This is a genomic window from Janibacter sp. CX7, from assembly GCF_024362365.1.
Lineage (GTDB): Bacteria > Actinomycetota > Actinomycetes > Actinomycetales > Dermatophilaceae > Janibacter.
Genome location: NZ_CP101464.1, coordinates 71,067 through 97,411 on the forward strand (window position 1 = coordinate 71,067; position 26,345 = coordinate 97,411).

General features: G+C 72.6%; 25 protein-coding genes. 7 read left to right on the plus strand and 18 right to left on the minus strand.

Annotation, left to right across the window (positions count from 1 at the left end):
* Positions 1 to 18: 18 nt before the first annotated feature.
* The 4 genes from NMQ01_RS00385 to NMQ01_RS00400 are packed head-to-tail and all read right to left on the minus strand — an operon-like array spanning position 19 to position 4,067.
* Positions 19 to 972: a hypothetical protein gene (locus tag NMQ01_RS00385; protein WP_255184928.1), complete on the minus strand. Its 954-nt coding sequence runs from the start codon at positions 970 to 972 to the stop codon at positions 19 to 21.
* A gap of 34 nt (positions 973 to 1,006) precedes the next feature.
* The gene (locus tag NMQ01_RS00390; RefSeq protein WP_255184929.1) at positions 1,007 to 2,485 is read right to left on the minus strand and encodes a hypothetical protein; all 1,479 of its coding nucleotides are present in this window, start codon (positions 2,483 to 2,485) and stop codon (positions 1,007 to 1,009) included.
* A complete protein-coding gene (locus NMQ01_RS00395; RefSeq protein WP_255184930.1) occupies positions 2,482 to 3,171 on the minus strand; it encodes a glycosyltransferase in 690 nt (229 codons plus the stop codon). Before NMQ01_RS00395 ends, NMQ01_RS00390 begins: the two co-directional genes overlap by 4 nt.
* A gap of 14 nt (positions 3,172 to 3,185) precedes the next feature.
* The gene (locus NMQ01_RS00400; protein WP_255184931.1) at positions 3,186 to 4,067 is read right to left on the minus strand and encodes a DUF5926 family protein; all 882 of its coding nucleotides are present in this window, start codon (positions 4,065 to 4,067) and stop codon (positions 3,186 to 3,188) included.
* Positions 4,068 to 4,167: 100 nt separating this feature from the next.
* On the opposite strand from NMQ01_RS00400, the gene NMQ01_RS00405 reads away from it, so the two are divergent.
* The 3 genes from NMQ01_RS00405 to rsgA all read left to right on the plus strand — a co-directional run bounded on the left by NMQ01_RS00405 (position 4,168) and on the right by rsgA (position 6,328).
* Positions 4,168 to 4,647: an ATP-binding protein gene (locus tag NMQ01_RS00405; protein ID WP_255184932.1), complete on the plus strand. Its 480-nt coding sequence runs from the start codon at positions 4,168 to 4,170 to the stop codon at positions 4,645 to 4,647.
* A gap of 9 nt (positions 4,648 to 4,656) precedes the next feature.
* The gene (locus tag NMQ01_RS00410) at positions 4,657 to 5,160 is read left to right on the plus strand and encodes a hypothetical protein (RefSeq protein WP_255184933.1); all 504 of its coding nucleotides are present in this window, start codon (positions 4,657 to 4,659) and stop codon (positions 5,158 to 5,160) included.
* 70 nt (positions 5,161 to 5,230) lie between these two features.
* Entirely contained in the window at positions 5,231 to 6,328 is a 1,098-nt protein-coding gene (rsgA, locus tag NMQ01_RS00415; protein ID WP_255184934.1) for a ribosome small subunit-dependent GTPase A, read from the plus strand.
* Positions 6,329 to 6,336: 8 nt separating this feature from the next.
* Here the strand turns inward: rsgA and NMQ01_RS00420 are convergent, their stop codons facing one another.
* The 3 genes from NMQ01_RS00420 to NMQ01_RS00430 all read right to left on the minus strand — a co-directional run bounded on the left by NMQ01_RS00420 (position 6,337) and on the right by NMQ01_RS00430 (position 9,443).
* Positions 6,337 to 7,185: a hypothetical protein gene (locus NMQ01_RS00420; RefSeq protein WP_255184935.1), complete on the minus strand. Its 849-nt coding sequence runs from the start codon at positions 7,183 to 7,185 to the stop codon at positions 6,337 to 6,339.
* 54 nt (positions 7,186 to 7,239) lie between these two features.
* Positions 7,240 to 8,343: a DUF2330 domain-containing protein gene (locus NMQ01_RS00425; protein WP_255184936.1), complete on the minus strand. Its 1,104-nt coding sequence runs from the start codon at positions 8,341 to 8,343 to the stop codon at positions 7,240 to 7,242.
* A 77-nt stretch (positions 8,344 to 8,420) separates the two neighbouring features.
* Complete coding sequence (locus NMQ01_RS00430) at positions 8,421 to 9,443, minus strand: pirin family protein (RefSeq protein ID WP_255184937.1); 1,023 nt, start codon at positions 9,441 to 9,443, stop codon at positions 8,421 to 8,423.
* Between the two features lie 91 nt (positions 9,444 to 9,534).
* Between NMQ01_RS00430 and NMQ01_RS00435 the strand changes: the two genes are divergently transcribed.
* Together NMQ01_RS00435 and NMQ01_RS00440 are read left to right on the plus strand one after the other, a co-directional pair.
* A complete protein-coding gene (locus NMQ01_RS00435) occupies positions 9,535 to 10,059 on the plus strand; it encodes a hypothetical protein (RefSeq protein ID WP_255184938.1) in 525 nt (174 codons plus the stop codon).
* Positions 10,060 to 10,120: 61 nt separating this feature from the next.
* The gene (locus tag NMQ01_RS00440) at positions 10,121 to 10,993 is read left to right on the plus strand and encodes a pseudouridine synthase (RefSeq protein WP_255184939.1); all 873 of its coding nucleotides are present in this window, start codon (positions 10,121 to 10,123) and stop codon (positions 10,991 to 10,993) included.
* A 379-nt stretch (positions 10,994 to 11,372) separates the two neighbouring features.
* Here the strand turns inward: NMQ01_RS00440 and NMQ01_RS00445 are convergent, their stop codons facing one another.
* From NMQ01_RS00445 to NMQ01_RS00460, 4 genes are all read right to left on the minus strand, one after another.
* On the minus strand, positions 11,373 to 13,061 hold the full coding sequence (locus NMQ01_RS00445; protein ID WP_369694824.1) for an MDR family MFS transporter: 1,689 nt from the start codon (positions 13,059 to 13,061) through the stop codon (positions 11,373 to 11,375).
* Positions 13,058 to 13,570, minus strand: a complete 513-nt coding sequence (locus tag NMQ01_RS00450; protein ID WP_255184940.1) for a MarR family winged helix-turn-helix transcriptional regulator — start codon at positions 13,568 to 13,570, stop codon at positions 13,058 to 13,060. Before NMQ01_RS00450 ends, NMQ01_RS00445 begins: the two co-directional genes overlap by 4 nt.
* Positions 13,571 to 13,737: 167 nt before the next feature.
* The gene (locus NMQ01_RS00455) at positions 13,738 to 14,367 is read right to left on the minus strand and encodes a VOC family protein (RefSeq protein ID WP_255184941.1); all 630 of its coding nucleotides are present in this window, start codon (positions 14,365 to 14,367) and stop codon (positions 13,738 to 13,740) included.
* 7 nt (positions 14,368 to 14,374) lie between these two features.
* Positions 14,375 to 15,070 carry a DUF664 domain-containing protein gene (locus NMQ01_RS00460; RefSeq protein ID WP_255184942.1) on the minus strand — a complete coding sequence of 232 codons (696 nt, stop codon included), beginning with the start codon at positions 15,068 to 15,070 and terminating at the stop codon, positions 14,375 to 14,377.
* Positions 15,071 to 15,092: 22 nt separating this feature from the next.
* Between NMQ01_RS00460 and NMQ01_RS00465 the strand changes: the two genes are divergently transcribed.
* Positions 15,093 to 16,055, plus strand: a complete 963-nt coding sequence (locus tag NMQ01_RS00465; RefSeq protein WP_255184943.1) for a YafY family protein — start codon at positions 15,093 to 15,095, stop codon at positions 16,053 to 16,055.
* A gap of 78 nt (positions 16,056 to 16,133) precedes the next feature.
* On the opposite strand, the gene NMQ01_RS00470 is transcribed toward NMQ01_RS00465, so the two are convergent.
* Both NMQ01_RS00470 and NMQ01_RS00475 read right to left on the minus strand, forming a co-directional pair.
* Positions 16,134 to 16,892 carry an SDR family oxidoreductase gene (locus NMQ01_RS00470; protein WP_255184944.1) on the minus strand — a complete coding sequence of 253 codons (759 nt, stop codon included), beginning with the start codon at positions 16,890 to 16,892 and terminating at the stop codon, positions 16,134 to 16,136.
* A 31-nt stretch (positions 16,893 to 16,923) separates the two neighbouring features.
* Complete coding sequence (locus NMQ01_RS00475) at positions 16,924 to 17,988, minus strand: phosphotransferase family protein (RefSeq protein WP_255184945.1); 1,065 nt, start codon at positions 17,986 to 17,988, stop codon at positions 16,924 to 16,926.
* Between the two features lie 366 nt (positions 17,989 to 18,354).
* Between NMQ01_RS00475 and NMQ01_RS00480 the strand changes: the two genes are divergently transcribed.
* Positions 18,355 to 19,836 (plus strand): peptide MFS transporter, encoded by a 1,482-nt coding sequence (locus tag NMQ01_RS00480; protein WP_255184946.1) that lies wholly within the window; start codon positions 18,355 to 18,357, stop codon positions 19,834 to 19,836.
* A gap of 79 nt (positions 19,837 to 19,915) precedes the next feature.
* On the opposite strand, the gene NMQ01_RS00485 is transcribed toward NMQ01_RS00480, so the two are convergent.
* The 5 genes from NMQ01_RS00485 to NMQ01_RS15890 all read right to left on the minus strand — a co-directional run bounded on the left by NMQ01_RS00485 (position 19,916) and on the right by NMQ01_RS15890 (position 26,244).
* On the minus strand, positions 19,916 to 20,809 hold the full coding sequence (locus NMQ01_RS00485) for a diacylglycerol kinase family protein (protein ID WP_255184947.1): 894 nt from the start codon (positions 20,807 to 20,809) through the stop codon (positions 19,916 to 19,918).
* A 10-nt stretch (positions 20,810 to 20,819) separates the two neighbouring features.
* Positions 20,820 to 22,082: a beta-propeller fold lactonase family protein gene (locus NMQ01_RS00490; protein ID WP_255184948.1), complete on the minus strand. Its 1,263-nt coding sequence runs from the start codon at positions 22,080 to 22,082 to the stop codon at positions 20,820 to 20,822.
* Positions 22,083 to 22,976: 894 nt separating this feature from the next.
* Entirely contained in the window at positions 22,977 to 24,566 is a 1,590-nt protein-coding gene (locus NMQ01_RS00495) for an ABC transporter permease (RefSeq protein WP_255184949.1), read from the minus strand.
* Positions 24,563 to 25,579 carry an ABC transporter ATP-binding protein gene (locus tag NMQ01_RS00500; RefSeq protein ID WP_255184950.1) on the minus strand — a complete coding sequence of 339 codons (1,017 nt, stop codon included), beginning with the start codon at positions 25,577 to 25,579 and terminating at the stop codon, positions 24,563 to 24,565. The genes NMQ01_RS00495 and NMQ01_RS00500 overlap by 4 nt, the downstream gene beginning before the upstream one ends.
* The gene (locus tag NMQ01_RS15890; protein WP_303707981.1) at positions 25,576 to 26,244 is read right to left on the minus strand and encodes a TetR/AcrR family transcriptional regulator; all 669 of its coding nucleotides are present in this window, start codon (positions 26,242 to 26,244) and stop codon (positions 25,576 to 25,578) included. Before NMQ01_RS15890 ends, NMQ01_RS00500 begins: the two co-directional genes overlap by 4 nt.
* Positions 26,245 to 26,345: the final 101 nt, after the last annotated feature.

Below are 26,345 nucleotides of genomic sequence, written 5' to 3' on the forward strand. Positions count from 1 at the left end.
GACTGCGCACTGCAGGCGTCAGGGAGCCCGCAGCTGGCGGGGGTAGCAGGCGTTGTCGAGGTCGTCCCCGCTCAGCCATGAGAACTCGACCTCGCACCACGCCTCGGCGTCCTCGCGGGTCGTCAGCCAGCCGGGATCGACGATGGTCATCCAGATCTTGTCGTCATCGGCGCCCACGGTGCTGCCGAGGTCCTCGGCCTTGAGCAGGTAGACGTCGGTCCAGGCGTAGGTCGACTCGATCTCCTCGTGCAGCTCGAGGATGTCCGGGAGGCGGAAGACGTGTGACCCGCTGCTCGTGAGCTGGCGGTCGTCACGGGTGCCGTCCTGCTTGGCCGAGAGACTCACCGCCCAGTCGCCATCGGTGACGAGCCGGCCGAGGGACTCGTCGCGCTTGTCGCTCAGCTGTTCGGCAACGCTCGGTGGGGCCGCTGTGGTCGTCACCGTGGTCGTCGGCGGTGGCGTCGCGGTGCTCGTCACCGTCGTCGTGGGCGGGGGCGTGGCCGTGACGGTTGTCGGGGGCGTCGTGGTCGAGGTCGGAGGGGGCGCAGCAGCGGGCTCACCGTCAGAGCCGAAGAACCACAGCGCAGCGCCACCTGCACCGAGGAGCAGGACGCCAGCAGCGACGGCAGCGACGATGGCGGCCCAGTGCGGACCGCCGTGCGAGCCCGGAGGCGGGGCCATCGAGGCTCCCGCCGCCGCACCGGACATGGGCGCACCTGCCACGGGCGCGACCGGGAGCGGCCCGGGGCCCGCATGCTGGGTCGGCTGCTGCACGATCCAGTCGTCCCACGAGGTCTCGGGCGACGGCTGTGGCCACGCCGGACCGGAGTCGAGTGCTGCCTGGGTGCGGGTCGGCTCGTCGTCCTGCCAGAAGCGTTCGGCGTCGTCCGAGCCACCCTGGGTCGCCAAGCGTGCCCCGCACTCGGGGCAGAAGGCCCCCGTGCTCGTCGTCCCGCACGAAGTGCACTCCATGTCGTCCCCCTGGGTTGCGCGCGATCACTGGATCCTAGATCCGCTGACCCCCTTCTGACCATCCCCTGACCGGGTGCTGACCCGCCCGGCGCCACAGCCCCCAGATCGCGACCCAGACCGCCAGCGTCGCCAGTGGCGAGGCGACGAAGCGGAAGCCCAGCGTCACCATCTCGACGTCGTCGGGCAGCCGCACCCGGCCGGGGACGTAGGCGAGGGCGAGGACGAGCGAGCGACCCACGAGCAGCAGCAGGAGCGGAGCCAGTCGGCGCCACCCCTCGCGCCCGACGAGACCGACGAGCACGGCGGTCGCGAGCCACTGCGGCAGCTCGTACCAGGGCAGGACATAGCCGGCGCCGAGCGAGTAGGCCGTCGTCAGCACGAAGAGCGCCCGCACCGCGACGACCTCGGTGAGGCCCTCGGTGATCCGCCAGAGCGCGACGGCGAGCAGCACGCACCCGAAGGCAGCGATCCAGGTCGTCATCGTGCGGGCGAGGGGTTCGCTCGTCGCGAGGTCGAGCAGCGTGTAGAGCGCCCGCCACGGCATGGCATAGGAGATGCCCCCGCCCGCCTCGGCGATCCGCCCGAGCGCGTGCATCCCGACGAGGGCGTGGGCCGGGACGAGCACGAGCAGGGTCCCGACGACGAGCCGCGCCACTCCCGCCCGCGGCGCTCCCCGCCCCCCACGCCGCGAGAGCAGGCCCCACAGCAGAGCGAGGCCGACGACGCCGGCGGTCAGCTTCGTGCTTGCCGCGAGCCCGGTGGCCAGGCCCGCGAGGAGCGGCCGGCCGGCCAGGCCCAGCCCGAGTGCCGCCGCCATCGCGCAGACCGCGAGCGTGTCGACGTGCGCGCCGAGAACGCCGGCCCCGAGGACGAGGACATTGGTCGTCCACCACCGGTCGACGGTCGGCCGCGGCGTGCCGAGCCGCACGAGCAGCTCGCGGGTGCCGAGCCAAGCCGCGACGACGAGCACCTGCCAGACCCACACGACCTGTCGGGCGAGGTCGCCGCCGACCCACGCCGCGAGCCCCATGAGCCACGTGCCGACCGGGCCGTAGACGCTCGTCGCCTCGCGCCACGGGTCCTGGACGAGGCGCACGACCGGGTCGGCCCCGCCCAGCCAGTCCGCCGGCACGACGGACCACGGGTCGCCGCCCTCGACGAGGATCCGCCCGTAGGCGGCGTAGTTCGTGTGGTCGGCGGTGCCGAAGGGCGCGGTCAGCAGCACGAGCACCGCGAGCAGCCCGACGTGCCACCACCGCAGGCGAAGGGGGCTCGGCCGCCGCACGTGCCGCCACAGCGAGGCCGCGCCGAGGAGGTAGCCGGTGGCCTGCAGCGCGCCGACGGTCCAGCCGCCGAGCCGCCACGGGAGCGAAGGGGGTGCCCAGCCCCGGTCCCCGAGCGGCGGGAGGGCGAGCGAGGTGCCGCTCGCACCGACGAGGAGCAGCAGCCCGATGCCGGCGACGAGCAGCCCGACCCCGAGCTGGTCGACCTCCCCTTCGTCCTCGTGACTCACGACAGGAAGCGTCGGGCCAGCAGCGCCGTCGACACGTCGCGCAGCTGCATGGCTCGGTGCACGCGGCCCTTGATGTCGTTGCCCGTGCGGCGGTGGGTCAGCTCGACGGGGACCTCGACGACCCGGCGCCCGGCGCGCAGCACGTCGACGAGCATCGCCGCCTCGACGCCCCAGCCGCTCGCGAGCGGAGTCGCGTCGGCGAAGGTCTCGCGGGTCAGGGCTCGCATGCCGTTGAGCGGCTGCTCGACGACCCGCCCGGTCATCGCCTCGATCTGGGCGCGAGCGAGCCGGACGACCCGGCCCGAGCCGAGCGACGAGGCGCTGCGGGGGATGTTGGCCACCGTGAGGTCCGCCGACCCGATGAGCACGGGCAGCAGGAGCGGCTCGAGGTTGGCCGCCGACCCCGCCAGGTCGGCGTCGGCGAAGAGCAGCACGTGCTCCGGTCCACCGGTGCGCTGCTCGTGCTCGACGAGCCGGGCCACCCCGGTCTCGAGGGCGGCCGCCTTGCCGCGGTTGGCGGGGTGGCGGGCGACGACGGCACCCGCGTCGGCCGCCACGGCGGCGGTCGCATCGGTGGAGCCGTCGTCGACGACGACCACGACGTCGACGTCGGCGAGGGAGAGCAGCGCGGTGACCGTCGCGGCGACCCGCTCGGCCTCGTCCTTGGCCGGGACGATCGCGGCCACCCTCGCCGACATGGTCAGCGCAGGGTCACCTGCCGCGAGAGCAGACCGGATCGGGCCCGGCGCTCCTCGGCAGTCAGCTCGTCGGTGGAGGCGGCGGCCGCCGCGTAGCGGCCGGCGAAGTCGGCGACCGCACTCTCGTGCTCCGACGGGTCGGAGTCGGGCGCGACCTCCCAGACGGGGACGATGAGGCCACCGGCGCGGAAGGCGCCGAGGAGGCGACGCTCCTCGTCGAGGTGAGCCTCCCCCTTCGCCTGGAGCCGGGCCATCGCGGTCGTCGCGGACTCCTCGTCGTCGGCGAGGACGTGCCGGATGTAGGTGCGTTCGCCGATGCGGCACCAGTAGGTGCTCGGGGTGCCGGCGATCGCGACGGTCGGGACGACGGACTCGTTGGCGCGCTCGAGGGAGGCGGCGGCCTCGCCGCTCACCTCCTGGCCCTCGACCCAGAAGTCGAAGCCCTCGTGCACCGTGATGTCGAAGGGGGCGGACAGGTCGAGCAGGTCCTGCAGCCGCGGGGTCTCGGCGGTCGTGCGGGGCAGCTGCGAGATCGGGGCGCCCGGCTCGGCGGCGAGGGCGGTGAGCAGCGCCTGCGCGAGGTCGCGGCTCGGGTCGCCGCTGCTCGACCCGGACTGGCTGGCGATGAGGACGCTGCCGTCCTGGCGGCGCAGTGCGGGCCATGCCATCGGCAGCACGCTCGCGAGGGTCACCGTCTCCGGGGAGCCCTCGGGCACCGCGTCAGCCTTGAGCGTCAGGGTCGCCGTGGCCGCCGGGAGGATCTCGTAGGCGGCCACCCAGTCGGGCTCGCCCGGCAGCCCCTCGAAGGGGCGTGCGACGTATGGCGCGGGGGCGACCTTGGTCTTGCCCTGCGCGTCCTTCTTGCGACGTGAAGCCTTACCCATGGCGGTCAGCGTAGGCGGTGACGGGCCCGGGAGTTGGGTCGCACCGCCGGGGCAGGGACAATGTCGGGGCCAGCGACCGCGATGAAGGGATCGTCAGACCATGGGCCAGCCACACGACGGCGCCACGAGCGCACCGACGCTCGACTCCTTCGGGGGCGAGATCGGCCGGGGGCAGGCCCGCACGATCCGGGCCCGCTGGGAGCTGCAGACCGTCACCCGGGTGCGCGAGGCGATCGCGCTCGACCTCGCCGCCCGCGAGGTCAGCGAGCAGGTCATCGGCGAGGCCGAGCTCGTCGTCACCGAGCTCGTCACCAACTCGCTGCGGCACGCCTCGCCCCTGGGCGACCGCACGGTGCGCATCCACTGGAAGGCCCGCGGCGACAACGTCGAGGTCGAGGTGAGCGACGGCGGCGCGGAGACCGAGCCGGCGCCGGCGCCTCGCCAGATGTGGGCCACCTCCGGCCGCGGCCTGCGGATCGTGCGCAGCATCGCCCACGAGTGGGGCGTGCAGCGCGACGACAAGCAGACGACCGTCTGGGCCGCGCTCGGCGGGCCCTCGCGGCGCCGCGTCGGTCCGTAGGGTGGGCGCATGAGCTACGCGATGCCGCCCCAGCAGCCCACGAAGCGCGGGACCCCGTGGGTCCTCGTGACCGGTCTGGTCATCCTCCTCATCTCCTTCGTGCTGTGCGGCATCGGCGGCTTTGCCGTCTTGGGGCAGAGCCAGGACCTCGCCGACGAGCCGATGCAGACCGGCGCCTTCACCGTCACCCTCGAGGAGGGTGAGTCGGTGGCCGTCTGGTCGGAGACGGAGTCCGCCTCGTGCACCGTGACCGGTCCCGCGGGCGCGGTGACCGACTCGGGCTCCGGCGACCAGACGGTGACAGCCGGCGGCAAGACGCTGCACCGGGTCATGGCGATCGACGCCGACCAGGCCGGCAGCCACACGATCACGTGCACCGCCCCCTTCGTCGTCGGCGACAACCTGTCCGTCGGCAGCATCGTCCTGGCCTCCATCGGTGGCGCGCTGTGCTGCATCGCGGTCGTCGTCACCGTCGTCGGGCTCGTCCTCTGGCTGCGTCGCCGCCGCGCCTGACCGACGACGAAGGGGGGACCCCCCGAAATTCGGTGGCGGCCCCGGCCCGCGCGGTGCGACCGTGACGGGGATGGACGAGACCACTTCTGCAGCACCGACGCTCGCCGCTCTCGGCTGGGACGAGGCGACCGCCGCGGCCTTCGACGAGGCCGTGACGGGCTCTCCCTTCGACCTCGTGGCGGGGCGCGTCGGCCGGGTCGACCGCGGCCGGGTCACGGTGCACACGACCGACGGGGCCGTGCCCGCGCTCGTGCGGCTGCCCGCCGGCAGCACGCTCGAGGAGGCGCCGACCACGGGTGACTGGGTCGGTCTCGAGCGGCGCCCCGACGGTGACGTCGTGCGGCTGGTCCTCCCGCGGCGGACCGCGATCGTGCGCAAGGTCGCCGGTGAGCGCTCCGACGCCCAGGTCATGGCGGCGAACCTCGACCTCGTGCTCGTGGCGGTGCCCTTCGAGACCCGGGTCAACCTCTCGACGATCGAGCGCTATCTCGTCGTCGCGTGGGAGTCCGGCGCCCAGCCCCTCGTCGTGCTCACGAAGTCCGACCTCGCCTACGACCCCGACACGACCCGCGCCGAGGTCGAGGCGAGCGCTCCCGGGGTCGACGTCCACGTCGTCTCCGCAGAGACCGGCGAGGGCATCGACGTCCTTGCCGCCGCGCTCGCCGGCGGTACGACCGCCCTCGTCGGCCAGTCCGGCGCCGGCAAGTCGACGCTCGTCAACACCCTGGCGGGGCAAGAGGTCCAGCTCGTCTCGGGCACCCGGCAGGACGGCAAGGGGCGGCACACGACGACCGCCCGCGAGCTCGTCGTCCTCGCCGGCGGCGGGGTCCTCGTCGACACCCCCGGCCTGCGCTCGATCGGCCTGCACGACGACGGCGACGGGGTGGCGCTGACCTTCCCCGACGTCGAGGAGCTCATCGCGTCGTGCCGCTTCGCCGACTGCGCCCACGAGACCGAGCCCGGCTGCGCGGTGCAGGCCGCACTGGCCTCCGGCGAGCTCGACGAGCGTCGCTGGCACAGCTGGGGCAAGCTCCAGCGCGAGGCGGCGTGGATCGCGATGCGCACCGACCCCGCCGCCCGGGCCGCTGCCCGCAAGCGGTGGGCGGCGATCGGGAAGTCGGGCAAGGCGCAGGCAGCGCTCAAGCGGGGGGTCGACCCCTTCGCCTGAGCCGCGGGCTACCAGGGGTGGACGAGGTCGGCCAGGTCGTGGCCGAAGCGCGCGGCGCTGCCGGGGCCGAGGTGCAGGCCGGTGACGGCGACGGTCACGACGACCACGAGCATGCCGAGGGCGGCGAGGCGGGCGGTGCGCCGTTCGTCGGCGGCGTCGCCATGGCCGGCCGGGTCGCGCAGCGACAGCCAGGTCGTCAGGGCGAGGGCCACGCCGGCCTGGACGAGCGCGATCTGCAGCATGCCCGCAGACAGCGCGCGGAAGGGGGACACGAGCGGCAGCGCCACCTCGAGCACGACGACGCAGGCGGCGACGACGAGCGACTGCAGCAGGCGGCGGCGGGGAGCGGTCGCGGGGCGGGCGGCGAGGTGCATGCGGTCGAGGGCGAGGGCGAGCAGCACCCACTCGACGGCGAGCAGGGCGAGCCCGAGCGGCGGGCTGAGCATGCCGACGCGCACGGTCGGCCACAGCGTGAAGGTCGCCAGCACCATGACGACGATGCCGACGACGGCCCCGTGCCACATGGGCGACAGCCGCGCGGGGAAGGTCGTCGACTCGCGCGAACGGGAGCGCAGGCAGGCGAGCAGCCCGGCGGCCACGGCGAGGCCGGCGGCGGCCATGCCGGCCCAGTGGGTGATGACCTCGCGGCCGGCGGCCGCCTCGCAGCCGGGCTCGGCGCAGGAGCCGGCGTGCTCCGGGTACCACGCCGTCGCCGACCACCCCACGATGAGCAGGGCGAGGAGCGCGACGGCGAGCAGCGCCCACGGCCAGTGGCGAAGGGGGGAGCCTCCCCCCTTCGTCGCGGGCCGGGCCGCATCGGCCGGGGCCGCCTGACGGGTCGCCGACGGGCTGGTCACGGGTTCATCCTCACCCACGGGTCCGACAGCGCTGCGGCGACTCGCCCGGGGGAGTCACCGGGCCCGTCGTTGCCCCCGGACCAGTCGGAGGAACAGCCAGAGCACCCCGGCCATCAGCAGCACCGGGGGCAGCACGACGAACCAGAAGGCGAAGGTCCCCCAGGAGGGCACGAAGATCCGCAGGTACCAGGGGTAGTCGGTCTCGACGACCTCCTGGCGGCGATAGGTGGCGTCGGTCGCCGATCGGGTGAAGGTCATGTCCGTGGTGACCTCCTCCGGGCGCACGTAGGTGTCGAACCGTGTGACGAAAGGGGTCTCGCGGGTCAGCTCGGCCAGCGTGGAGCCGGCCGGCACGTCGCCCGCGCGCAGCGGACCGGCGAAGGCGACGCCCGGCTCGATCTCGCCGAAGTCGACGTCGGTCCGGTGCTCGGTCAACGTGTAGACGCGCAGCGTGCTGACCGAGGCCGCGGTGGCCTGCATCCGCATCGGGTAGACGATCTCGCGGGAGGGGAAGGTCGCCCGGATCGGCTGCAGCTCGCCGTCTAGGGCGTGCGGCGAGTCGGGCCCGGCGGTGAGCTTGATGGCGGCGATGACCCAGCCCTCGCGCAGGTAGGGGCGGGTGGCCGCGACGACCTCGTCGTGGACGTCGTAGCCGTGCTCGTCGAGCCACCGGGTCAGGGGCGCGGTCGACGTCGAGGTGAGCTGGGTGGCGGTGAAGGGCCCGAGCTCACGCTCCTCGAGGACGTGGACGCCCGGTGGCTGGCCCGCTCCGGCACCGTCGCCGGCCGCGCCCCCGATCACGGGGAGCTGCAGGCCACGCAGCACCCGCCGCTCGACGATGTCGGGCGCGGTGGCGCGCTCGAGCTGCCCCAGGGTGTCGACGTCGGCGACGTCGAGCTCGGCCTGGGCCGGCAGCGGCAGGATGAGCGCCACGTCCTGCGCCGAGGTGAACATGTCGAAGCTCAGCAGGATGTCCTCGGTCTCGCCGTCGTGGCGCACGACCGCGGACTCCTCGTTGACCGAGACGCTCTCGCCCGTGGGGGCGCCGACGCCACCGCACGCGCAGGCGCTCGCGGGCGCCACCATGCCGACCGACAGCACGAGTGTCGCGAGCAGCGCGACCGCAGCGGCCCGACGGCCGGTCCTCGAGATGGTCACGTCATCCCCCTTCGTCCCTCGTCAGTGTGGTCCACCGCAGCGGCGGGGCGAAGGGGGAGGACTGCCCGGTGATCGGGTCAGAGGACGTCGTGCCCGGGGTGGCCGCCCTGGGCCATGGCCTCGGCGATCTCGAGGGCGGGGCGGACCTTCGGCGTCTTGGGGATGACGCCGAGGCGGCCGGCCTGGAAGTCCTCGAAGGCGGTGACGAGCTCGTCACGGGTGTTCATGACGAAGGGGCCGTAGGCGGCGACGGGCTCGCGGATCGGGCGCCCGCCGAGCAGAACGACCTCGAGCGAGGGGCTGCGCGAGTCCTGGCTGTCGTCGGCGGTGATCTCGAGGGCGCCTCCGGCGCCGAAGACCGCCAGCTGGCCCTCCCGGATCGGGCGACGGTCGGGTCCGACGGTGCCGCGCCCGGAGAGGACGTAGGCCAGGCCGTTGAAGTCCTCGCGCCAGGGGATGTGCAGGCGCGCACCCGGGGCGATCGTCGTGTGGATCATCGAGATCGGCGTCGTCGTGATGCCCGGGCCCTCGTGGCCGTCGAGCTCGCCGGCGATGACCCTCAGCAGGGCGCCGCCGTCGTGGCTGGAGAGCAGGCCGACCTGGCCCGAGCGGATGTCCTGGTAGCGCGGGTCGGCCATCTTCTGGTGGCTGGGCAGGTTGACCCACAGCTGCAGGCCGTGGAAGACGCCGCCGCTGACGACGAGCTCCTCCGGCGGGGCCTCGATGTGCAGCAGGCCGGAGCCGGCGGTCATCCACTGGGTGTCGCCGTCGGTGATCAGGCCGCCACCGCCGTGGGTGTCCTCGTGGGCGAAGGTGCCGTCGATGATGTAGGTGACGGTCTCGAAGCCGCGGTGCGGGTGCCAGCTGGTGCCGCGGGCCTCGCCGGGCTGGTACTCGACCTCGCCCATCTGGTCCATGTGGATGAAGGGGTCCAGGCGCGCCATGTCGACGCCGGCGAAGGCGCGGCGGACCGGGAAGCCCTCGCCCTCGAAGCCCTTGGGCGCGGTGCTCACCGAGAGCACCGGGCGGGAGACCGCGTCGGGCACCGGCTGGGTGACGCGCGGGAGGGTGAGGATGTTGTCGACGGTCACGGCGGGCATCTGGTGCTCCTTCGGTTGATGGTCACCTGGGACAACAGTAGTTGAAAATCAAACATTCCGCCCGGGTGGACGGGCACGTAGGGTGCGCCGCATGGCTGCCTCTCCTGATCCTTCGACCGCTCCGGCCCGGCGCCGTCCCTGGACGATGATCGTCGGCGGGGTGCTGGTCCTGCTGGCCATCGCCTCGTGGGTCCTGGGGATGGGCCTGCTGCTCAAGGAGGCGCACGACATCGAGTCGCTCCCGCTGCAGACCGACACCCAGACCGTGCAGCTGGAGGCCGGCGAGAGCACCCGGGTCATCTCCGAGTCCGAGCAGGCGAGGTGCACCGTCGAGGGCCCCGGAGGGCGAGAGACCAACGACGGCTACCCGACGGCGCCCATCGACCTGGGCTCCGGTGACCTCTACCGGGTGATGACGGTCGACGCCGACGCGAGCGGCGAGTACGCCGTCGAGTGCACCGCGGGCTTCGTCCTGCACGCCCAGGGCAATGCGTGGGTGCCGCTGCCCATCGGGTGCGCCCTCGGGTGCGTGGGCTTCGTGACCTTCGTCATCGGCCTCGTCCTGTGGCTCGTCCGGCGCTCCGAGGCACGGCGCGCGCAGCCGCTGGCCGGCTGAGGCCCCCTTCGTGCCGCCTCGATCGCCGCTGCCCGCGCGCCACGGTCTCGGTGCCGCGTGGGTGCGCACACCTGACCACGACCACGGCCGGCCGCGTCCCTGGTCGACGATGGGCCAGTGGCTGCGTGACACCTCGCCCGAGGGGGTCGACGTCGACGGGATGCTCGCCGACGAGCGCTTCGTCTACGACGACGGCTCCGTGCTGCTCGCCGGTGACGCCTACCGGCCGCACACCTTCGTGTGGTTCCACCGCGACCTGCGCGAGGAGCCCGAGGTGCCCGGCGAGATCGCCCTCCTGCACCGTGACGAGCGGCTCGTCGTCGTCGACAAGCCGCCCTTCCTCTCGACGATCCCGCGCGGGCGGCACGTCATGCAGAGCGTCACGGTGCGGCTGCGCGACGAGCTCGGTCTGCCGGAGCTCACCCCGCTGCACCGGCTCGACCGCGTGACCTCGGGCGTGCTCCTGCTCGCGACCGAGCGGCGGTGGCGCGGGCCCTACCAGACGCTCTTCGAGCACCGCCGGGTCAGCAAGACCTACCTCGCGCTCGCGCCCCGGCGCGACGACCTGGCCTTCCCGCTCACCGTGCGCAACCACATCGCCAAGACGCGCGGCGTGTGGCAGGCGCAGGTCGTCCCCGACGCCCCGGTCAACGCGGTGACCGACATCGAGGTTGAGTCGGTCGCCGGGGACCTCACCGTCTACCGGCTGACGCCCCACACCGGGCGAACCCACCAGCTGCGACTGCACCTGCACGGCCTGGGCCTCCCGATCGTCGGTGACCCGCTCTACCCCGAGGTGCTCGACGTGTCGGTCGACGACTTCTCGACGCCGCTGCAGCTGCTCGCGAGCACCCTCGAGCTCGTCGACCCGGTCGACGGGCGCGAGCGGCGCTTCGTCAGCGGGCGGACCCTGCCGATCGCCCCGCCGCGCTGAGCCCGCGGGCTGAGCCCGACGGGTCGGGCCCTCGGGTCGGCCGCAGGCGGGGGTGCCTGCTGCCGCTGGCCGTGCAGGTCCGTGGCCTGCCTATGCCGTTGCTCCGTACCCCGGGTCGGCCGCGTGGTGCTGGGGTCATGCTGCGAACCGGCGGGTCGCTCGGCTCCGTACGCCACTGCTCCGTACCCCGGGTCGGCCCAGAGGGCGGAGCAGTGGCGTATGCAGTTGGGCTGGACCCCGATCCCGCCTTCGTGGCCGGGATGCCCACCGTACGGAGCAACGGCGTAGGGCCCGGATCGGTCCCAGACCTCCCGATATCGGGGGCCCGGACCGCCGGCCGCCGGCCGCCGGCCGCTGTCCGCTGGCCGCCGGCCGGGACTCAGCCCCGGCGCGACCCGGCCAGGTCGGACTCGGCCGAGTCGGACCCGACCGACCCGGTACCGGCGGCAGCGCCCCCTTCGCCCGAGGTGCGGGGGTCGCTCTCACCGGACTCCGACGCATAGGCGTCGAGCACCTGCTGGCCGGCGTCCTCGACCGGGTGGTCGTCGTTGGACTCGCGCAGCGGGTTGTTGGGGATGAAGAGCGTCGCGACGAAGACGACCGCGAGGATCGGGAGGCCGAGTGCGAAGGCATCGGTCAGCTTGTCGGCCAGGCCCCAGCGGACGGCGTCGGCGACGGCCGGGGGCAGCTTCGCCAGGGCGCTCGGGTCGAGCACCGCACCGGCGTCCATGTGACCGCCGGCCTGCGCGGGCATGCCGCCGGGCAGGTGCGAGGCGATCTTCTCCTGCAGACCGCTCGACATGACCGCACCGAAGATCGCGATGCCGACGGTCGATCCGACGTTGCGGAAGAACTGGGTCGACGCGGTGGCGACACCCATGTCGGCGCGGGCGACGGCGTTCTGCACGACGAGCGTGTACTGCTGCATCGCCATGCCCAGACCGACGCCGAGGACGACCATCGCCTCGGTGAGCTGCAGGCTCGTGGCGTTGTGGTCGAGGCGGGTGAGCAGGAAGACGCCGACCGCCATGATCGCGATGCCGGTGAGCATGAAGGGCAGGTACCGGCCGGTGCGGGTGATGAGCATCCCGGTGACGATGCCGCAGATGATGAAGCCGAGCATGAGCGGCATGAGGATCAGGCCGGAGTTCGTCGCGTTGACGCCGATGACGCCCTGGGCGAAGACCGGGATGTAGATGATCGCGCCGAACATGACGATCGCGACGCCGAAGGCGGAGACCAGGCTCAGGCTGATCGTGCGGTTGACGAAGAGGCGCAGCGGCAGCACCGGCTCGACGGCCTTGCGCTCGACGAGGACGAAGGCGGTGAGCAGGACGGCGCTCAGGACGAAAAGGCTGATCGACTCGGTGGAGCCCCAGGCCCAGCTCGACCCGCCGAAGGACACGGCGAGCAGCAGCGCGACGAGACCGGTCGAGAGGGTGCTGATGCCGAGGTAGTCGATCGGCGCCTTGCGCGGGGTGTGCGGCACGTGGAGGAATCGCGCGATGAAGACGAGCGCGATCAGGCCCACGGGCAGCGACACGAAGAAGAGCCAGCGCCAGCCGAGGTGGTCGGTGATGACGCCACCGAGGAGCGGGCCGGCGACCGAGGTCACGCCGAAGACCGCGCCCATGAGGCCTTGGTACTTGCCGCGCTGCCGCGGCGGGATGATGTCGCCGATGATCGTCTGCGACAACGGCATCAGGGTGCCCATGCCGAGGCCCTGCACGGCACGGCCGGCGACGAGCATCCAGAAGCTCTGCGAGAAGCCGGCGATGATCGAGCCGATCATGAAGACGACGATGCCGCCGAGGTAGAAGGCGCGACGGCCGTAGAGGTCGGAGAACTTGCCGACGATCGGGACGGTGACGGCCGAGACGAGCATGGCCGCGGTGGCGACCCAGCTGTAGTGGTCCATGCCGCCGAGCTCGGAGACGATCCGGGGCAGGGCGGGGCCGACGATGGTCTGGCTGACGGAGGCGACGAGCATGCCGAGCATGAGGCCGGCGAAGACGCGCTTGTTCTCCGTACTCATCTTGTAGGGGGCGGATGCCGTGGTGGTGCTCAAGGGGCGGTCCTTCCGGAGGTCTGGAGGGGCGAAGGGGGGTGCGTCGCCGACTGCGCGTCGGCGGCAAGATCTGCGGCGAGCCGGGTGAGGAGACGGTCGAGGTCGACGAGGTCCTCTTCCGGCCAGTCGGCGAGCATCCGGCCGAGGAGGCCGGTGCGGGCGCTGCGCTCGTCGAGGAGCGTCTGGAGGCCGTCCCCGCTCAGGCGCACCGTGGAGGCGCGCCCGTCACTGGGGTCGGGCAGGCGCTCGAGGAGCCCGTGCGTCTCGAGGTGGCTCACCCGTCGGCTGATCGTCGACAGGTCGTGGCCGAGGGATTCGGCGAGCTTGGAGATGCGGATCCCGGCCTCGGTGGGGCAGTGCGCCAGCGTGCCGAGGAGGGCGTAGTCGGTGCGGCTCATGGCCTGGGGGTCGAGCGCCTGGCGGCGGGCGATCATCTTCGAGAAGAGCCCGAAGACCTGACCCAGCGTCTCCTGCAGCTGAACTGCGACGGTGGGGTTGGTTGCGTGCATACATCAACTATATACCTGCGTGCCGCAAGCATCCAAATCAACGTCGGTCGAGGTGTTGGGTCCCGGGCGGCCGGTGGGCTGGAACTATGCAGGACCCTAGGGTTTTGCGGAGTTCGTCGGGGCGGGTGCACCGGGATGGGACGGCCTACCTGGCGAAGGGGGGACGGTCAGCCCTGCTCGATGAGCAGGGTCGGGGTGCCCAGGGCGCGGTCGCGGACGGTCGCCACGCGGGTGCCGGGCTTGCGGCCGGTGCGCACCTCGGAGACCTCGACGCCGCTGGCGACGAGGCGCTCGCGAGTGGCCCCGATGTCGGTGGACCGCCAGGCCAGGCCGCCGAAGGAGTCGGGTTCGCCCGTCGGCTCGATCGGCGCGGCCACCTCGACGACCGCGTCGCCGCACCGGAAGAAGAGCCCGCGGAAGCCGTGCTCGGTCAGGCGCCGGTCCAGCCGGAGGTCGAGACCGACGCGTGCGCCGAGGTCGGCGGCGGCCCGCTCGGCGTCGCCGGCGCGCACGACGACGTGGTCGAGGACGATGTCCGTGCTCCCTTCGCCCTCGACGAAGGGAGCGAGTCGCCAGATCAGCCCGCCGAGGTCGAAGCCGCTGGCGTCACCGACGAGACCGCGCCGCTGGAGCAGCCGCTCGGTCGCCGCGACGTCGGCGACGCCGAGGGTGACAGCGGTCAGGCCGCCGTCCCCGGACTGGACCTCGATCTCGCGGTCGAGCGTGCCGAGTCGCCGCCACGCGTCCTGAGTGGCGGCGACGTCGGGGCTGGCGATGGTCAGGCCGGTGATCCTCACCCCGCCATCATGGCGTGGCCGGCTCCGGGGCGCTCCACGGCTGGGCGAAGGGAGTCGCCGGCCGGCCCGTGTCGGCGAGGATCAGCTCGAGCGACGTCGCCCCGTCGATCTGCTCGCGGATGATGTCGGCGTGACCCGCGTGGCGGGCGAGCTCCTCGATGAAGTGGACGATCGAGTAGCGCATCTTGACGTCGGAGCTCGTCATCAGCCCGTACCAGGGGGCCGGCGGGACGCTCGAGTCGGCATCGGCGTCGAGCGAGCGGATCCACTCGACGACCGCGACCCGGCGCCGGTCGAAGGTCGCGATCGTCTCGGCGAGGGTCTCGTCGGCGCGCAGGGCGAAGGTGTCCATGAAGGCCGCATAGGCGTCCTCGGTGATCTCGCCGCCCTCCTCGACGCGCGCCTCCTTCTCGTCCGGCGCGGCGATGACATAGCTCGTGTGCTTGATGATCCCGCCGATCGACAGCGCCGATCGGGTCGGGGTGAGGCGCGCCTGCTCCTCGGTGAGGCCGTGGGCGCTGGCGCGCAGACCCTCGAGCTGCTGGTCGACGTACTCGGCGTAGCCGGTGATCTCGTCGTGGACGGCCGGGTTGTACATGTCGGGCTCCTTGCGGTCGTGGTCTCGGTGCTCGTGCCGCGAAGGGAAGGACCTCCCCTTCGTCTGGAACCCACTGTTCAGGGCATTGCGGACAGGTTCTGTCACCGATCCGAGGATGATGGTGGACATGGCCGAGACGACCGAACGTGCGCTGCGACTGCTCGGGCTCTTCGAGACCCGGTCGGTGTGGACCGGGCCCGAGCTCGTCGAGCTGCTCGGGGTGACCACCCGCACCCTGCGGCGGGATGTCGAGCGGCTGCGCGAGCTCGGCTATCCCGTCGAGGCGACGCCCGGGGTGGGTGGTGGTTACCGGCTCGGCAGCGGCGGGCGGATGCCGCCGCTGCTCCTCGAGGAGGACGAGGTCGTGGCCGTGACGGTGGCGCTTCGCGTGGGCGCACAAGGGATCTCGGCGATCGGTGAGCCCGCCGTGCGGGCCCTGACGAAGCTCGACCAGGTCATGCCGCCGCGGCTGCGCGGCGAGGTGGCGGCGCTCGCCGACGCCACCGCCCTGCTGCCCGGCGCGACCGACGACGTCGACACCGGCATGCTCGTCGTCCTCGCCCACGCGGTGCGCGATCACGTGCGGGTGCACTTCGGCTACACCGGGCGCGGCGGGGAGATGACCGACCGTGACGTCGAGCCCTATCGCCTCGTCGCGACGGGCCGGCGCTGGTACCTGCTCGCGTGGGACGGGCGAAGGGAGGACTGGCGCACCTTCCGCCTCGACCGGATGGCGGGGGTGCGGGCGTCGACCTTCCGCTTCCGGCCGCGGCCGGCACCCGATGCCGTCGAGCACGTGCGGCGGGCGGTTACCCGGGCCGGATACGCCCACCGGGTGCGGGTGCGGCTGACCGCCGACGTCGAGGCGGTGCGCCGCCGCGTCCCTGCCGCCTACGGGGTCGCGACGCAGGTGCGCCCCGGTGTCACCGACCTCGAGTCGAGCGCCGACGACCTCGCGAGCCTCGCCCGCCACCTGACCCTCGCGGCCTTCGACCTCGGCGCCACCCTGACCGTCCTCGAGGGCCCCGGCCTCGCCGACGCCATCGACGACTTCACGACAGGACTCGCCGCCACCCGCAAGATGCTCTGACGCCAACCCTGCAAAACCCTAGGGTTTTGCAGGGTTGAGAGTGCAAAACCCTAGGGTTTTGCGCAGAGGGGCCAGGCGTCAGAGCATCTTGCGGACGACGGAGAGCGGGAGCACCTTCATCGCGGAGCCGACGGCGACCCAGGGCTTCGCGGGGACGAGTGCCTTGGCCTTGCGGCCCTCGATGGCGACGACCATCGCGCGCACGCCGGTCTCGGTGTCGACCATGAACTTCGTGCGCTGCTCGACCTTCTCGTTCATCTCCGAGCGGATGTAGCCCGGGTAGAGGACGGTGACGTCGATGTCGAGCTCGGGCTTGCCGATCATCTCGCTGCGAATGCCCTCGCCGAGCGAGGCGAGGAAGGCCTTGGACGCGCCGTAGGTCGTCATCGACTTCGGCATGCCGCGCAGCGCGGTGACCGAGGCGATGAGCACGAGGTGGCCGGCCTTCTGCTCGCGGAAGATCGCCATCGCGGCCTCGGTCTGGATCGCGGCGCCGAGCACATTGGTCTCGATGGTCTGCCGGTTGGCGTAGTGGCTGCCCTTGCCATAGGGCGCGCCCTTGCCGAGGCCGGCGTTGACGATCACCCGGTCGAGGCGACCGAAGTCCCCCTTCGCCTGGTCGAAGACGGTGGTGACGGCGTCGTCGTCGGTGACGTCGAGGGCATAGGTCTCGACCCGGCGGCCGGGGTGGGCGGCGAGGATCTGCGCCTTGAGCTCGTCGAGCCGGTCGGTGCGGCGCGCGGTGAGCGCCAGGTCGTGGCCGAGCGCGGCGAACTGGCGGGCCATCTCGGCGCCGAGGCCGGAGCTGGCGCCGGTGATGAGGGTCGTGAAGGTCATGGGGACTCCTGGGTGTGGGGCGAAGGGGGGATCAGCCGATGAGGGTGCGGCAGCGGGCGTCGAGATAGGTGACCATCGGCCCGAAGGCCGCGAAGCGCGGGTTCGTCGTGGCGCCGGAGACGTAGCGGGCGTAGATCTGCTGGGCGATGCCCGCGAGGCGGAAGAGGCCGAAGACCTCGTAGAAGGCCCACTCCCGAGCGCTCACCTCGAGTCCCCGTGCGGCGCAGTAGCGCTCGACGATCTCGGCGCGGGTGAGCATGCCCGGCAGGTGCGTCGGCTGCAGGCGAAGGGAGCGCATCGTCGCGTCGTCGTCGGCCTGGGCCCAGTAGGCCAGCGCCCCGCCGAGGTCCATGAGCGGGTCGCCGACGGTCGCCAGCTCCCAGTCGAGGACACCGACGACCTGCGTCGGGTCGGCGGCGTCGAGGACGAGGTTGTCGAGGCGGAAGTCGTTGTGGATCAAGGCATGCGGCCGATCGGCCGGCTCGTGCTGCGCCAGCCAGGCCATGACGTCCTCGAAGTCCGGGACGTCGTCGGTCGCCGCTGCGCGGTAGCGGGAGGACCACCCTTCGACCTGGCGGTGGACGTAGCCGTCGCCACGGTCGAGGGCCGCGAGCTGTGGCACCGCCGTGACGTCGACCTCGTGCAGCTCGACGAGGGTGGCCAGAGCGGCCTCGCACAGGGACGTGGCCTGCTCTGGGGTGAGGGTGACGCCGTCGGGCAGGTCGCGGCCGACGATCGTGCCCTCGAGCTTGTCCATGACGTAGAAGTCGCTGCCGAGGACCTCGGGGTCGGTGCACAGGCCGACCATCCGCGGCACGTGGGGGAAGACGGGGCGCAGCGCCGCCTGCAGGTCGTGCTCGCGGTGCATGTTGTGCGCGCTGCCGCCGAGGGCCCCGTGGGGCGGGCGACGCAGCACGAGAGCCCTTGTGGGCCAGCGCAGTTCGTAGGTGAGGTTGGACGCGCCGGAGTCGAACTGCCGCACCTGCGGCTCGCCCTCGAGCGCCCCAACGACCTCGGGGTCGCCGTGCTCGCGCAGCCACGCGCTCACCCGCCCCATGTCGAAGGCGTCCTCCTCGCGGACCGCTCCGGCACTCATCGCCGCTCCTGTGCTGAACCCGGGTTCATGTCGCCCGACCCTACCTGCCCCGCCCACCCGCTCCCTGAGGAGCTTGCGCAGCAAGCGTCTCGAAGGGAGGTGCCGGGCCCTTCGAGACGCTGCGGCCGCGGGCGGCCTTGCTCCTCAGGGACCGGGGTGGTGGGCGGCCGCAGGGCGAAGGGGGACGGCTGCGCACATCAAGCCGAAGTCAGCAACGACAACCGCCGGCACAAGGACAACGAAGGACTTCGGCGGGCGCAGCCGTCCCCCTTCGTCCGGAGGCGGGCAGAGGAGCGACTGGTTCGGACCACCCAGTTCACGGGCGTATCGTGTCCGGCGTTTTTGACCACCACCAGAAGGGTCACCATGACCACCGCCGCGACACCGCCGGCCGAACGCACCTTCCTCGGTCACCCCCGAGGGCTCGCCACGCTCTTCAACATCGAGCTGTGGGAGCGCTTCTCGTACTACGGGATGCGGGCGATCCTGCTCTACTACATCGTCGACACGGCGGCGAACGGCGGGCTCGGGCTCGACCAGTCGCTCGGTGAGGCGGTCGTCGCGACCTACGGTGCCGCGGTCTACCTGCTCTCGGTCGTCGGCGGGTGGCTGGCCGACCGGGTCATCGGCGCCCAGCGCAGCGTCTTCGTCGGTGGCGTCATCATCATGGCCGGGCACGTGAGCCTCGCCGTCCCCTCGCCGGCGACGTCCTGGCTCGGCATCGCGCTCGTCGCCCTGGGTACCGGTCTGCTCAAGCCCAATGTCTCGGCGATGGTCGGCCACCTCTACGAGGAGCGTGACGCGCGCAAGGACTCGGCCTTCACGATCTTCTACATGTCGATCAACATCGGCAGCTTCTTCTCCCCCTTCGTCGTCGCCTTCCTGCGCGACCAGTGGGGCTACCACGCGGGCTTCCTCGCCGCCGCCGTCGGCATGCTCTTCGCGCTGATCGCCTACGTCGTCGGCCGTCGCACGCTGGCGCCCGAGTCCAACCTCGTGCCCAACCCGCTGCAGCCCCGCGACCGGGCGCGCGTCCCGCTCCTGGCCGGTGGCCTCGTCGCGCTCGTCGTCGTCCTGCTCCTGGCGACCCGCGCGCTGCGAGGCGCCTGGGCCGACGCGGTCATCGACACGATCTCGATCCTGTCGGTCGTCGCGTCGGTGTCCTACTTCGTCGTCATGTTCCGCAGCAAGCAGGTCACGCCGCGCGAGCGGACCCACCTGGCCGCCTACCTGCCGATGTGGGTCGGCGCGGTGCTCTTCTGGATGATCTTCGAGCAGGCGGCGTCCAAGATGGCGGCCTACGCGGCCAACCGGACCGACCTCGACTCGCTGGGGTTCCACTTCTCCGAGGAGTGGTTCCAGTCGATCAACCCGGTCTCGATCATGCTGCTCGCGCCGCTCTTCGGCCTGCTGTGGATGCGCCGGGCCGGTCGCTTCCCGTCGACGCCGATGAAGTTCGCCCTCGGTGTCACCCTCGCCGGCCTGTCCTTCGTGCTGCTGTCGGCGGCCTCGGCCGCCTTCCCCGGCGCGACCTCCCCGGTGTGGGTGCTCGTCGGCGTCTTCGTCATCCAGACCCTCGGTGAGCTCTGCCTCTCGCCGGTGGGCCTGTCGGCGACGACCTCGCTCGCGCCCAAGGCCTTCACGAGCCAGGCGATGGCGCTGTGGTTCCTCGCCGTCGCCACCGGCCAGTCGCTCGCCGCGCAGCTCATCCGCGCGATGGAGGGGCTGCCCGACGGCACCTTCTTCATCACCCTGGGCGTCATGGCGGTCGTCGTCGGCGTCGTCCTCGCGGCCCTGTCGCCGTGGGTGCACGCGCGCATGAAGGACGCCGAGCCCGAGCACGCCTGACCCGGGTCACCACCGCTGGGTCGATGTATGCGGGTGCGCTGGAGCTCACCCGAATACATCGACTCGCGGGCGCCGGTGCTCAACCCGCGACGCGGATCGCCAGCGCGTGCGGCTCGCACCGCACCCGCAGCCGCCGGGCGGGCCCGGCGACGTCGCCGTCGAGCTGCACGTGCAGCGGCTGCTCGCTGACGACCTCGACCTCGCGCGAGGCCCGCGTCGCCAGCCCGGCCACGTCACCGGGGAGGCGGAAGACCCCCTTCGCCGCGACGCCGAGCCACTGCCCGGGACGCCGCACGGTCACCTCGAGCACGTCGAAGAGCCCGTCGTCGACGAGACCGCCCGGCGCGATCCGCACGCCGGCCCGCACCCGCTCGCAGTTGGCCGCGAGCACGCTCCACACCCGCAGGTGCTCGGGCTCGCCGCCGTCATGGCGCACCGTCACGGGCACCGGCCGCCGCAGCGCCGTGACCGCCGCCGGCGCGACATAGGCAGGCCAGCCGATGCGGTCCTTGAGCCGCGGGTTGGCCGCCGCCACCGTCGCCGCGTCGTGGCCCATCCCCGCCAGCACGACGAAGGGGAGGTCCGCCGCCTCGTCGTCGACCTGCGCGAGACCCAGGTCCACGGGACGGGCGCGGCCGGTGAGAGCCACCTCGACGGCCGCCTCGACCGTGCGCGGCAGCTCGAGGTTGTGGGCGAGGAGGTTGGCTGTGCCGATCGGCACGATGCCCAGCTCGACGCCGGTGCCGCCGAGGGCGTGCGCGACGTGCCGGACCGTGCCGTCACCGCCTGCCGCGACGACGAGCTCGGCCCCCGCCTCGACCGCTGCGGCGGCCTGCCCGTGCCCGCAGTCCTCGCGGGTCGTCAGGTGGACGTCCGGGTCGGGCCAGCCGGCGGCCTGCGCCGCGGCGACGACACCTTCGAGGGCGCGCTCCCATCCCCCCTTCGAAGGATTGAGGACGAGCCCGATCCTCATGGCGCGGCCCTCACACCGTCCGGGAGTCGTCGAAGACGACGATCGTGCCGCCGTAGCTGGCGACCCACACGCGCTTCTTGGTGGGCTCGTAGGTGATGCCGATGGGCAGCGCGTCGGTCTTCTCGGTCTGCACGACCTCGAAGTCCTTGGTGCGGATCTTGCTCACCGTGCTGCTGCCGTAGTTGCCGACGTAGATCGCACCGCCGTCCGGGCTCATCGTCATCGAGCGGGGCTGGTTGCCGACCTGCACCTCGCGCAGGGTCTTGCCGGTCGTGGCATCCACCTCGCTCACGGTACCCGCGCCGTTGTTGGAGACGTAAAGCTTCGAGCCGTCGGGGGAGACGAGCAGGTGGCGCGGGCCGTCACCGGTCGCGGCGAAGTCGCTGACCTCGCCCGACTCGAGGTCGACCTTGACCGTCTTGTCCGAGCCCATGACCGCGACGAAGGCGGTCTTGTCGTCCGGGGTGATGGCGATGCCGCGGGGGTGCTTGCCGTCGATGGGGATCGTGGTGACGACCTCCCCCTTCGCCGTGTCGACGACGTCGAGGTCCATGGAGCACCAGTTGGTGACGAGCACCTTGCTGCCGTCGTGGGTCGCGGCGACGTACTTGGGCACGGCGCCGACCTGGATGACGTCCTTGATCTCGTGGGTCGCCGTGTCGATCTTGTAGAGATAGCTGTCGGAGATGCCCTCCGGCCCGGTGCACGCGTCGGCGCCCTCGGGGGAGAAGCCCTGGCCGTACATCGCGTAGTTGCTCACCCACGCGGTCTTGCCGTCGGGGCTGAAGGCCATCTCGACCGGCGCTCCCTTGCTCGTGCCGGGGTGACCCTTGATGCCGAAGTCGGCGAGGTCGACCCCGTCGGGAATGGTCTCCTCGATGGCGCCGTCGGGGGTGAGGGCGGTGACCGAGTGGCTGTACATCATGTTCTGCGCGAAGACGTGGCCCGTGCGCGAGGCGACGACCGACTTCGGGGTCATCGGGCCGGTGATCCGCTGGATCCGCACCATCGACGAGTCCGCCGGGGCGGCCTCGGCGCCCTGCTTCTTCGCCGGGCGGACCTTGGGCGCCGCCTTCTCGACCTTCGCCGGCTCGGCCCGCTTGGCGGGGGCGGCGCTCGTCGCTGCGGGTGCCGCCTTGGGGTCGGCCGCGGCCTCGTCCTCGCCGCCGAAGAGCTTCGCCAGGCAGACGACGAGCACGATGAGCACGACGATGGCCACGACCGTCGCGATGCGACGGCGCTGCACGTAGACCGGGTCGTTGTTGATCTTCACGGGCACCTCTGCAGGTCGGAGTTGCCCAGCAACCTAGGGGCGCACCGGGTCGACGGGTCGGAGGCGCACCGGACCTGACCAAACCGGTCCCAAAGGCGGACGAAGGGGGAGACCTTCGGCCGATGTGCCGCTCCCGGGCGTCTTCGTAGCCTCGTCGTCATGGGAGGGACGCAGGTCTACGAGATGGTCATCGACGGTCGCCGGCACCGGGTCGAGACCTCCGTCGGCGACGGGTGGAAGAACTCCGCGACGTGGTGGGTCGACGACGAGGAGCTGGCGACCGCGACGTCGGCCGCGGCCGACAACCTCTACCTCGTCGCGGACGAGGAGCACGCGCTCGCCGACGAGGTCGGTGCCGTGCGCGCTCGCTTCACCACGCTGAGCAAGCCGGTGCGGGCGACGTGGTTCGAGGGAGAGCGCTCGGTGGCCGAGGCCAAGGCCCAGGTCGGGGTCGGCGGGCTCGACCTCGTGCCCGAGCCGGGGTCCCCGGCCGCGGTGCGCGAGGAGCGGATGCGGGCCCGGCCCCGCCTCTACGCCGCCCGGCACGTCGCGGCCGGGGTGGGCAACGTCGTCATCCCGATCCTGCTCGCCGCGCTCGCGGCGCGCTTCGTCGTGTCGATCCCGTGGCCCGACTGGGACCTGCCGTCGATCCCGATGCCGGACCTCGACCTGCCGACCATCCCGTGGCCCTCGATCGACCTGCCGTCGATCCCGTGGCCGGACTGGAGCGCGCCGGGGTGGCTCGTGTGGGTCCTCGACCACCTGAAGTACATCCTCCCGATCCTCGCCGGGCTGCTCCTCGCCCGGGCGGAGATCATGCGGCGGCAGCATCAGGACGCCGAGCGTGAGCGGAGGGCCGCAGGGGTGCCCTCCGCTCACGACTCGGGCCGGGAGTCAGTGCATCGGGACGTCGCGGCGGCGAAAGCCGACGATCCCGAGGACGACGAGGACCAGCCCGCCGACGCCCGCGACGAGGGTGCCGGTGACGTCCGGCGCGTCGGCGGGCACGTTGCCGACGAGGCCGAAGGGCGCCCACTCGACGAGCCATGACGGCAGCTGCAGGCCTGGCCCCATGTAGCCGATGACGGCCGCGATGCCGAAGACGACCCAGGCCCCGGCCTGGAGGCGGGGCCGCCAGCCGAAGAGCGCGAGCGAGATGCCGCCGAGCAGGAGTATGACCGGCAGGTGCTGCAGCGCGGCGCGCAGCAGGGTGGCCACCCACGACGAGTCGCCCAGTGCCGCAGCGGTGCTCAGCGCGAGGGCGAGGGCTCCAGCCCCGCCGACGACCAGGGTGCCGACGGCGATGACGGTCAGGTGCGGAGCGAGCCAAGCGGCACGGCTGCGGGCCTCGCTCAGCTGCAGCTCGAGGCGCCCGGAGGTCTCCTCGCGTCGCAGGGACCCGAGCGACTGCAGGACGTATCCGCCGACGAGGATCGACAGCAGCAGGACGAACATCGCGGCCATCGGCTCGACGATGCCGCTCTCGCCGCCGGCGATCCACACCTCGAGGTCGGGGTTGCCCGTGATCGCGTCGATGACGGTCTGCATGAGCGACCCGTAGGTGCCCATGAGCACGGCGACGAGCACCGCCCACCCGAGCGTCGTGCCGCGGTGCTCGCGGACGGCCAGGCCGAAGGGGGCGACGAGCGCCGCGCTCGCCCGGCGGGGGCCGGTGCGTGCCGGCACGAGCGAGCCGCCGACGTCGCGCCGGGTCGACAGCCACAGGGCGAGGGCGAGGAGCAGGGCGGTGGCGCCCAGGCTCAGGGCGAAGGGGAGCGCTCGCGTCTCCCCGAAGGCCGCCACCTTGTCGTACCAGCCGAGCGGCGTGGCCCACAGCGCCGGGCCCTCGTCGATGGCCGCGGCGCCGCGGACGAGATAGGCGGCGAGGGCGACCGCGAGGCTCCCGGCCCACACGCTGCGCTGGTGGCCGAAGGCCTGGGCGAGCACGGCGCTCACCCCGACGAAGACCGCCCCGAGCGCTGCCAGCGCCGCGCCGTAGGCGATGGACCCGCTCGTCTGCGCGCCGGCGGCGACGAAGGCGAGGGCCGTGAGGGCGCCCAGGCCGACGAGGGCCGCGAGGGCGACGACGACCGCCGCGACGAGCGGGGCCTGACGGCCGACCCGCGAGGCGAGCAGCAGCTCGAGGCGCCCGGCCTCCTCCTCGCGGCGGGTGCCGCGGACGGTGAGGGCGATCGCGAGCAGGGGGATGCCGAAGGCGACGACGAAGCCGAGCTCGTTGACGAGCACGCCGCCGAGGGTGTCGGTGCCGGCGACCGCGCCGTTGAGCACCCGCATGCCGGGGCCGGCCGTCGTCTCGGCGTAGGAGCGCAGCTTGTCCGGGGTGTCGTAGAGGCCGGTGATCGACGTCGTCGTCAGCAGCACGATCGCGGTCAGGCCGAGGACCCAACCGACGACGGCCTTCCACCCGGTGCGCCACTGCACCCGCAGGCTCGTCCCGACCCCCGCGATGCTGAGCGCACTCATCGCTGCTCACCCGCACCTTCGCTGGCTGAGGTGCGAGCGCCGGCGAGCCTCGAAGCCGCGTCTCGGTGCCCCTCCCCTTCGCTGGCTGAGGTGTGAGCGCCAGCGAGCCTCGAAGCCGGCTCACCCCGGTACTGCTCGAGGAAGAGGTCGTCCAGGCTCGGCGGCTCGATGGTCAGCGTGTGCACCCCGGCGGCGTGCAGCCGGCCGACGACCTCGGCGACGTCCTGGGCCTCGACGTGGCAGCGCGTCTCGACGCGGCCGTCGACCTCCCCTTCGTCCAGCGCGGTGACCCCCGCGACCCCGGTGAGCCCGGGGGAGACGTCGGTGACGGCGTGGACCCGGCTGCTCGTGCTGCGGCGCAGGTCGGCGAGGGTGCCGGTGGTGACGGTGCGGCCGGCGCGGATGATGCTCACCCGGTCGGCGAGGGCTTCGACCTCGCCGAGGATGTGGCTCGAGAGCAGCACCGTCGTGCCCTCGGCGACGCGCTCGCGGACGCACTCCTGGAAGACCTGCTCCATGAGCGGGTCGAGGCCGGAGGTCGGTTCGTCGAGGAGGAGCAGGTCGACGTCGGCGGCGAGGGCGGAGATGAGCGAGACCTTCTGCTTGTTGCCGGTGCTGTAGTCGCGGGTGCGCTTGCGGGTGTCGAGGTCGAAGCGCTCGACGAGGTCACGGCGCCGCCTGTCGTCGAGGCCACCGTGCGCCCGCCCGAGGACGTCGATGCACTGGCCGCCGGTCAGGCCGGGCCAGAGGGTGACGCCGGCGGGCACGTAGGCCAGGCGGCGGTGCAGCGCGACGGCATCGCGCCACGGGTCGCCGCCGAGCACGGTGATCCGGCCGGCGTCGGCCCGGGTCAGGCCGAGCAGGACCCGGATGGTCGTCGACTTGCCGGCGCCGTTGGGCCCGAGGAAGCCGTGGACCTCGCCGGCCCCGACGTGCAGGTCGAGGCCGTCGAGGGCGTGGGTGCTGCCGTAGGTCTTGTGCAGGCCCTCGGCATGGATGACGGCGTCGCTCATGCGGACTCCTCGGACGAAGGGGGTGGGGTCCCGATGTCACCGTCTGCGGCTGTATCGGGTGTGGGCAATATTGCTGCATAGAAGCGCATCGCCTCGTCGCCCCAGCGGGCGAGGCCCTCGCCGCGCAGCGGGTCGACGCCGAGGATCTGGCGCCAGTGGTCGGCGAGGAAGAGGGTGCCGAGGTCGGACGACATGGCCAGCGCCGCGCGCATCTCGGGGTCGGGGCCGGCCACGAGCTTGCCGGCGGCGTCCCAGATGCGGAAGACCTCGACGGTCCGCCGGTGCCACGCGGTGAGCAGCTCGGTGGCGAGCGGGTCGCCGCCCATGAGCAGGCGGCGCAGGTAGGGCACGATCGGGGAGCCCTCCGGCAGTGCCTGCTGGAGCATCTCGCCGATGGAGGCCCACTGGGCGGCCTGCATGTCCTCGGCGAGGTCGGTGTCGGTCGACAGGTCGAAGAGCTCGTCCATCCAGGCCCGCACGTGCTCGACGACCGCCTCGCGCAGACCGGCCTTCGACCCGAAGTGGTGGATCACGAGCGCCGGCGACACCTCGGCCCGCTCGGCGATCTGCCGCATCGTCACGGCGTCCTCGCCGCGCTCGGCGAAGAGCTCGAGGGCGGCATCGCGCACCCGCGCCCGCCCGGTCCGATCGTCGACTGAACTCATGTTCAGCAGGCTAAACCTGCGTTCAGTCCCCGGTCAAGGACGCCGCATTGCCCAACGGCAATGCTCACTCCACGCTGCATTGCCGTTGGGCAATGCGGACC

Coding starts and splice junctions, on each gene's coding strand:
- NMQ01_RS00385 (WP_255184928.1), bottom strand. CDS start 972: ATGGAGTGCACTTCGTGCGGGACGACGAGCACGGGGGCCTTCTGCCCC.
- NMQ01_RS00400 (WP_255184931.1), bottom strand. CDS start 4,067: ATGGGTAAGGCTTCACGTCGCAAGAAGGACGCGCAGGGCAAGACCAAG.
- NMQ01_RS00405 (WP_255184932.1), top strand. CDS start 4,168: ATGGGCCAGCCACACGACGGCGCCACGAGCGCACCGACGCTCGACTCC.
- NMQ01_RS00410 (WP_255184933.1), top strand. CDS start 4,657: ATGAGCTACGCGATGCCGCCCCAGCAGCCCACGAAGCGCGGGACCCCG.
- rsgA (WP_255184934.1), top strand. CDS start 5,231: ATGGACGAGACCACTTCTGCAGCACCGACGCTCGCCGCTCTCGGCTGG.
- NMQ01_RS00430 (WP_255184937.1), bottom strand. CDS start 9,443: ATGCCCGCCGTGACCGTCGACAACATCCTCACCCTCCCGCGCGTCACC.
- NMQ01_RS00435 (WP_255184938.1), top strand. CDS start 9,535: ATGGCTGCCTCTCCTGATCCTTCGACCGCTCCGGCCCGGCGCCGTCCC.
- NMQ01_RS00450 (WP_255184940.1), bottom strand. CDS start 13,570: ATGCACGCAACCAACCCCACCGTCGCAGTTCAGCTGCAGGAGACGCTG.
- NMQ01_RS00465 (WP_255184943.1), top strand. CDS start 15,093: ATGGCCGAGACGACCGAACGTGCGCTGCGACTGCTCGGGCTCTTCGAG.
- NMQ01_RS00470 (WP_255184944.1), bottom strand. CDS start 16,892: ATGACCTTCACGACCCTCATCACCGGCGCCAGCTCCGGCCTCGGCGCC.
- NMQ01_RS00475 (WP_255184945.1), bottom strand. CDS start 17,988: ATGAGTGCCGGAGCGGTCCGCGAGGAGGACGCCTTCGACATGGGGCGG.
- NMQ01_RS00480 (WP_255184946.1), top strand. CDS start 18,355: ATGACCACCGCCGCGACACCGCCGGCCGAACGCACCTTCCTCGGTCAC.
- NMQ01_RS00485 (WP_255184947.1), bottom strand. CDS start 20,809: ATGAGGATCGGGCTCGTCCTCAATCCTTCGAAGGGGGGATGGGAGCGC.
- NMQ01_RS00495 (WP_255184949.1), bottom strand. CDS start 24,566: ATGAGTGCGCTCAGCATCGCGGGGGTCGGGACGAGCCTGCGGGTGCAG.
- NMQ01_RS00500 (WP_255184950.1), bottom strand. CDS start 25,579: ATGAGCGACGCCGTCATCCATGCCGAGGGCCTGCACAAGACCTACGGC.
- NMQ01_RS15890 (WP_303707981.1), bottom strand. CDS start 26,244: ATGAGTTCAGTCGACGATCGGACCGGGCGGGCGCGGGTGCGCGATGCC.